General features: G+C 68.6%; 5 protein-coding genes. 1 reads left to right on the forward strand and 4 read right to left on the reverse strand.

Translation table 11 applies throughout. The annotated features are described in order from the left end of the window. On the reverse strand, positions 1–1947 hold a 1947-nt coding region (aceE, locus tag AC27KI_RS16580; RefSeq protein WP_487114805.1), incomplete at its 3' end, for a pyruvate dehydrogenase (acetyl-transferring), homodimeric type. A gap of 23 nt (positions 1948–1970) precedes the next feature. Next, complete coding sequence (locus tag AC27KI_RS16585; protein WP_272566827.1) at positions 1971–2987, reverse strand: 1-aminocyclopropane-1-carboxylate deaminase; 1017 nt, start codon at positions 2985–2987, stop codon at positions 1971–1973. A gap of 218 nt (positions 2988–3205) precedes the next feature. On the opposite strand from AC27KI_RS16585, the gene AC27KI_RS16590 reads away from it, so the two are divergent. Then, entirely contained in the window at positions 3206–3727 is a 522-nt protein-coding gene (locus AC27KI_RS16590) for an Lrp/AsnC family transcriptional regulator (protein WP_284431352.1), read from the forward strand. A 158-nt stretch (positions 3728–3885) separates the two neighbouring features. Here AC27KI_RS16590 and AC27KI_RS16595 read toward each other — a convergent pair whose 3' ends face one another. After that, positions 3886–5499 carry a surface layer protein NpdA gene (locus AC27KI_RS16595; RefSeq protein ID WP_487089841.1) on the reverse strand — a complete coding sequence of 538 codons (1614 nt, stop codon included), beginning with the start codon at positions 5497–5499 and terminating at the stop codon, positions 3886–3888. A 287-nt stretch (positions 5500–5786) separates the two neighbouring features. Beyond that, on the reverse strand, positions 5787–6888 hold a 1102-nt coding region (locus AC27KI_RS16600; protein ID WP_487114808.1), incomplete at its 5' end, for a surface layer protein NpdA.

A 6888-nucleotide genomic window follows, 5' to 3' on the forward strand; every position in this document is an offset into this window, starting at 1 on the left:
CAGCGTGGTGCGGCCCGAGGTGGCGCCGATGAGAAAGCCGCGCGCCCGCTGGTCGGCCGCGGCCCAGATCAGGTCGCCCACGCGCTGAAAGCCGAACATGCTGTAGAAAATGTAGAACGGCAGCATCGACAGCCCGTGCGTCGAATAGCTGGTGGCCGCCGCCGTCCACGAGGCCAGCGCGCCGGCCTCGGTGATGCCTTCTTCCAAAATCTGGCCGGATTTTTCTTCCCGGTACACCAGCATCGAGGCGTTGTCCTCGGGCTGGTAGAGCTGCCCGAACGGCGCATAGATGCCGACCTGGCGGAACAGCCCCGCCATGCCGAAGGTGCGTGCCTCGTCGGCCACGATCGGCACCACGCGCGGCCCCAGCGCCTCGTCTTTCAGCAGGTTGCCCATCAGGCGCACGAAGGCCATGGTGGTGCTCATGGCCTTGCCGTCGGCCTCCAGCGCAAAGCCCCCGGTGGCCGGCAGCGGTGGCACGGCCACTTCGGGCGCCCGAGCGCGGCGTGCGGGCAGGTAGCCGCCCAGCGCCTGGCGGCGGTCGTGCAGGTAGCGCATCTCGGCGCTGTCGTCGGCGGGCTTGCAGAAAGCGGCGGTGCGGGCCTCTTCGTCGGTCAGCGGCAGGTGGAAGCGGTCGCGGTAGGCCAGCAGTTCGTCGGCGCCCAGCTTCTTGTGCTGGTGCGAGGTCATGCGGCCCTGGCCCACGCTGCCCATGCCGTAGCCCTTCATCGTCTTGGCCAGCACCACGGTGGGCTGGCCGGTGTGGCCGGCCGCGCGCGCGAAGGCGGCATGCACCTTGGCCGGGTCGTGCCCGCCGCGGCGCAGGCGGTCGATGTCGTCGTCCGACAGGTGGGCCACCAGGGCCTGCAGTTCGGGGCTCTTGCCGAAAAAGTGGCGGCGGTTGAAGGCGCCGTCGTTCGCGCTCAGGGTCTGGAACTCGCCGTCCACCGTCTGCGCGAAGGCCCGGGCCAGTGCGTGGCCATGGTCGCGCGCCAGCAGCGCGTCCCATTCGGAACCCCACAGGCATTTCACGACGTTCCAGCCGGCGCCGGTGAACAGCGATTCCAGCTCGTCCACGATGCGGCCGTTGCCGCGCACCGGGCCGTCCAGGCGCTGCAGGTTGCAGTTGATGACGAAGATGCAGTTGTCCAGCCCCTCGCGCGCGGCAAGGGTGAGCGCGGCAATGGATTCGGGCTCGTCCATCTCGCCGTCGCCGAAGAAGCCCCAGACCTTGCGGCCCGCCGTGTCGCACAGGCCCCGGTCGGCCAGGTAGCGCATGAAGCGCGCCTGGTAGATCGCCTTGATCGGGCCGATGCCCATCGAGCCGGTGGGAAACTGCCAGAAATCCGGCATCAGGTAGGGATGGGGGTAGGAGGTCAGGCCCTGGATGCCCTTGGCCTCGGCGGCCAGTTCCTGACGGTAGTGGCGCAGGGAGTCTTCGCTCAGCCGGCCTTCCAGGTAGGCGCGCGCATAGACGCCGGGCGCGGAGTGCGGCTGAAAATACACCAGGTCGCCGCCGTGCTGCTCGGTGCGCGCATGGAAGAAATGGTGGAAGCCCACCTCGAACAGGTCCGCCGCCGAGGCGTAGCTGGCGATGTGGCCGCCCAGCTCGCCCTGCGCGGCATTGGCCCGCACCACCATGGCCAGCGCATTCCACCGCACGATGGCCGACAGCCGCTGCTCGATCTGCGGGTCGCCCGGGTAGGGCGGCTGTTCCTCCACCCGCACGGTGTTGAGGTACGAGGTGATCCCGGCCGGGCTCCATTGCAGCCCGCGCTGGCGCGCATGGGCCAGCAACGCGTCGAGCAGCGCCGCGGCACGCTCGCGCCCCTGGCGGGGCTCCCAGGCGGCCAGCAGGCCGTCGAGCGCATCGCACCATTCCTGGACTTCCCCGGGGTCGAGCGTATCGGGCAAGGGGGTGGCGCCGGGCCAGCCGAGTCGTGTCATGGTGCTGCGTTCTCCTGGGGGGATCAACCGTTGCGGAAAAGGAAACTGTAGGCGTTCAGGGCGGGCACGCCGCCCAGGTGGGCATACAGCACCTTGGAGCCTGCCGGAAATTCGCCGTTGCGCACCATCTCGATCATGCCGTGCATCGACTTGCCTTCATAGACCGGGTCGGTCAGCATGGCCTCCTGGCGCGCGCACAGGCGGATCGCCTCCAGAGTGCCCTCGCTGGGCAGGCCGTATTCGGGGCCGCCGTAACGCGTGTCCAGCACGATGTCGGCTTCGGTGATGTCACGGCCCAGTTCCACCAGTTGGGCGGTGTTCTGCGCGATGCGCAGGATCTGCGCGCGGGTCTGCTCCGGCTTGGCCGAGGCATCGATGCCGATCACCTTGTCGGCCCGGCCATCGGCCGCGAAGCCCACCACCATGCCGGCCTGCGTGCTGCCCGTGACCGAGCACACGACGATGTAGTCGAACTGAAAACCCAGTTCCTTTTCCTGCTGGCGCACTTCTTCGGCGAAGCCGACGAAGCCCAGCCCGCCCTTGGGGTGCTCGGAGCAGCCCGCGGGAATGGGAAACGGCTTGCCGCCGGCCTGTCGCACATCCTCCATGGCCTGCTCCCAGCTCGGGCGGATGCCGATGTCGAAGCCCGCGGCGTCCAGACGCACGTCGGCGCCCATGATGCGGCTCATCTCGATGTTGCCCACGCGGTCGTACACCGCGTCGGAGTAGTTCACCCAGTTCTCCTGCACCAGTACGCACTTCATGCCCAGGTGTGCGGCCACGGCGGCCACCTGGCGCGTCTGGTTGGACTGGATGCCGCCGATGGAGACCAGCGTGTCGTAGCCGCCTTCGATCGCCTCGGGAATGAGGTATTCGAGCTTGCGCGTCTTGTTACCGCCGAAGGCCAGGCCCGAGTTGCAGTCCTCGCGCTTGGCGTACAGATCGACCTTGCCGCCCAGGTGGGCGGACAGGCGCGGCAGCGGCTGGATGGGCGTGGGGCCGAAGGTCAGCGAATGGCGGGGGAATTTCTGCAAGTTCATGGGAAGCATCCTGGCAAAGGGAAGGGCATGGGGGCGGGGCTCCGGCGCCGCGGTGGATGGCTGCTGCCGCGCAGTGGCAGGGGCAATCGACAAGGGCAATCCGTTGTCTGGAATGGTAGGAAAATGCGGGCGCAACAGGGTTGCAAAAATGGATTGAAAATCGGCCTGAAAAAGGCCGTGAAACCTTTTTACTTCGACTTCATTGCAGGAAATCATTCATGTGCGCAACAAAATTAAGAAAGCCTGCGGTGCCGGTATCCGCCGCCGATCTCACCGGCGAACTGGACCGCACCGACAAGGCCATCCTGCGGGCCCTGCAGCGCGATGCATCGGTCTCCAACGTGGCGCTGGCGGCCAAGGTCCACCTGAGCGCGCCTGCCTGCCTGCGGCGCGTGGAGCGCCTCAAGCGCCTGGGGCTGATCGACGGGGTGGTGGCGCTGCTCAACCCGCGCGCCGTGGGCGCGGGCATGCTGGTGATGATCGGCGTGGTGCTGGACCGCTCTACGCCCGAGTCGTTCGCCGAGTTCGAGAAGGCCGCCGCCAGGATCTCGGGCTGCATGGAATGCCACGTGGTGACGGGCGAGTTCGACTATTTTCTACTGGTGCGCACCAGGGACAGCGAGAGCTTCAACCGCCTGCATGCGGAGCAGCTGCTTTACTTGCCAGGCGTGCGGCAGGTGCGCTCGTTCATGGTGATCCGCAACGTGCTCTCGACGACCGAACTGCCCATGGCGATCTGACGCGGGGCCGGAAGGCCGGCGGCGCGCGGCAAGGCGGGAAGATCGGCCCGGGTGGCTTCGCTGCGAGCGGCTCGGCTCATCCACCACGCAGCCGCCATTGGAATGCCTGGGGCGTGACCACCGCCGGGGCGGAGGTCACGGGAGGCTGCCTCAGGGGGTCAGGGCGCCTTCACGACATGCGGAAAGGTCAGCCCATAGTTGGCCGCCACGCCGGGCGTGGCGCTGGGGTTGCTCAGCTTGGTGAACGCAGTGCCGATGAGGGGAATGCCTCTCGCGTCGGGCATCCGGAAGATGGCCCAGCCGTTGGAAAACGTTCCTTGCAGCGTCTTGCGGGCCACGGACGAAGAAACGGCCGACCGGGTGTCCGAGAACGAAAGCACGGACAGTGCGCCGCAGCTTTCGGGTTGCGATGCCGCGTCTGAAATCACGCTTTCCGGGGTGAGGCTGCCATCGCGCGAGCCCATGCGGAAGCTCCAGCTGCCGCCCCGGCTGCAGACACCGTCGCGGACCTGGGTGTTGAGCGAATGGAAGTACTGCTCGCCGCCGCCGCTGGGCGGCACGAGGGAATAGACGCGCTGGTTCGACGGGTCCGACTGGCTGTAGTCCTTGGCCACGCTGTACCGCTTGGTGGGGGTCGCCACGACCCAGTCGGTGCGGGCGGAGATGGAGTCGTCGAGAACGTACTGGTTCTTGAACTCGCGCACGGCCAGCAGCCGGGAGAGATCGCCGGCAGTGGCCCGGGCGCTGTCTGCTGTGGCAGGCAGGTAGACCGGCGTGGAGAGGTCGGGCAGGTCGTTGTAGCGGGCCAGCACGACCGCCGCCGTCGTCGGGAAGGCGGTGTTGCCCTGCGCGTCCTTGTTGCGCGTGGCAAGGCCTGCGGACACCAGCAGGGGGTCGGCGGTGTAGCGCTCCGGCTGCGAGACTGCCGTGTCCGTGGGAGGGAACAGCATGTAGTTGCCGCGCGCCGGCAGGCCCGTGTTGTTGATGGCCTGGATGGCCGTGGCCGCGCCGGAGAACGTGGTGGAGCCGGGCACGTCGATGACGTACCAGGTGGCGCTGAGCTGGCCGCTGGGGGCGGCCAGGCCGCGGCTGGCGGCGACGGCTTCGCTGCTCGTGTCCTGCATCAGCGCGGCATTGAGCACGGATTCGGAGCAGGGCGCGACCTCCTTCACCTGCTGAATGGCGACGGACAGCGCCGACTGGCTGGCGCCGTTGGGGCCATAGAGGGCCGCCTGCGGCACGTCGGCCATCACGATGGCCTCGATGGCGCCCTCGCGGGTGTTGGCCGCCATCACCTCGGGGGTCCACGCGGGGTCCAGCCGGCCCGTGGAGAACGGTTGCGCCACACCCTGCGCGAGGTGCGGCAGCGTGCAGCTGCGGTCGGTGGTGGTCAGTTGCGCCAGGCCGTCGGCACCGGCCGTCACCGCGCCGGTCCACACATCGCCGGGCGACAGCAGCACGTGCACGCTCAGCAGGCTGTCGCCGTTGTTGGCGCCGCGAAAGCGCACCTTCACCACCTTGCCGTTGTCGAGGTCGGTGTTCACCAGGTGCAGCACGCTCATCTGGCCGTTCTGCGCCGTGAAATAGGGCACCAGCAGCGCATGGCCTGCCTGGCCTTCGGCCACCTTGAAGCTGATGGCATCGGTCCCGCCCAACTGCGTGCTGGAAGGCGTGGCGCCAGTGCCGGCGATCACGCCTGCGTGTGCTGCGCCGGCCATGGCCAGCGTGCCGAGCAGGGCGCTGACCGCCCCGGAAATGGTTTTGACTTTCACGGTTTCTCCTGTGATTGGGATGGCAGGTGGGAACGTCTCCGCATCGCCCGTAGGCTGCGCAAAGGCAGCCTGTCACGCGATGGGGTCGGCACGGTGGTGGTGGGATGGGGCCAAAAGCCCGCCCTGGGCGGCCGCTGCATGCAGCAGGCCACCCGCAAATCGAAACCACCGCGCTGAGGATGGGAGCCATGCCGGGCGATGGTGCCCGGCGGCTCCGGCAAGGATCGTGAACCCGTTCCGAGCGCCGGGCCCATGGCGGCCTCAATCGGCCGCCGCCCTGCGTGCGCTCAGGGCGCTTTATACATGTGCGGCATGGTCAGGCCGTAATTGCCCGCGACGCCAGGTGTGGCATTGGGGTTGGTGAGCTTGAGCAGGGCGGCGCCGATGACTGGACGGCCATCCGACGCATTGGTGGCGATGCTGGCCCAGCCGGACACGAAGGCGTCCGAGCGGGGCTGCGCGGTGATCGAGGCCGAGACGCCGGAGCGGCCCGCCTCCTGGAAGCCCAACGTGGCCACCGTGCCGCAGGCCACCACGGGGCTGAGGGCGGGCTTGGTGCTGGTCTGGCGGTCGAAATAGGTCAGGTTCCACTGGCTGCACACGCTCTCGGGGCTGGTCTTGACCTGGGTGTCGTCGCCCGAGAAATACTGGCTGCCGAGGTCCGAGGGCGGCACCACCGAATACACGCGGGCGACCGCTGGGGGCTGGCCATAGTCGTAGGCCACGCTGTAGCGCTTGGTGGGCATGGACAGCACCCAGTCCGTTCGGGCGGAAATGGAGGGGTCGGTGGCGTACTGGTTCATCACTTCGGTGGCCGCCAGTTGCGCCGACAGGTCCCCCGCCGTCCTGCGCGCGTTGCGTTCGCCGGCCGGCAGGTAGTAGGGTGTGGACAGGTCGGGCAGGTCGTAGTAGCGCGCCTGGATGACGGCCGCATTGGTGGGCTCGCTGGTTTCTCCGTCGATGTTCTTCACGCGGGTGGCGAAGCCGGCCGAGACCAGCAGTGGGTCGGCGGTGTAGCGCTCAGGCGCGGTGACGGTCTGCGCGGTGGGCGGAAACAGCACGTAGTTGCCCCGTGCATTGCGGCCCGCGTTGTTGACGGCGCGGATCGCGGTGGCGGCCCCCGAGAAGGTGGTGGAGTTGGGCACGTCGATGATGTACCAGGTGCCCGCCACGCCGCCCGTGGGCGTGGCCAGGCCCCGGGAAGCGGCCGTGGCCTCGGTGCTGGTGTCCTCCAGCAGCGCCGCGTTCAGCGCCGCATCGGTGCAGGGGGCCGTGCCGTTCACCGGGCGGATGGCCGTGAAGAGGGCGGAGCGCTCCTGCTGGCCCGCGCCATACACGGCGGTGGCGGGAATGTCGGCCGCCACGATCGCCTCGATGGCGCCCTCGCGG

This window comes from Acidovorax sp. KPB24-03 (assembly GCF_057546605.1).

What these genes read in the sequence shown, in the direction of transcription:
- AC27KI_RS16585 (WP_272566827.1), bottom strand. Translation starts at nt 2,987, where the DNA reads ATGAACTTGCAGAAATTCCCCCGCCATTCGCTGACCTTCGGCCCCACG.
- AC27KI_RS16590 (WP_284431352.1), top strand. Translation starts at nt 3,206, where the DNA reads ATGTGCGCAACAAAATTAAGAAAGCCTGCGGTGCCGGTATCCGCCGCC.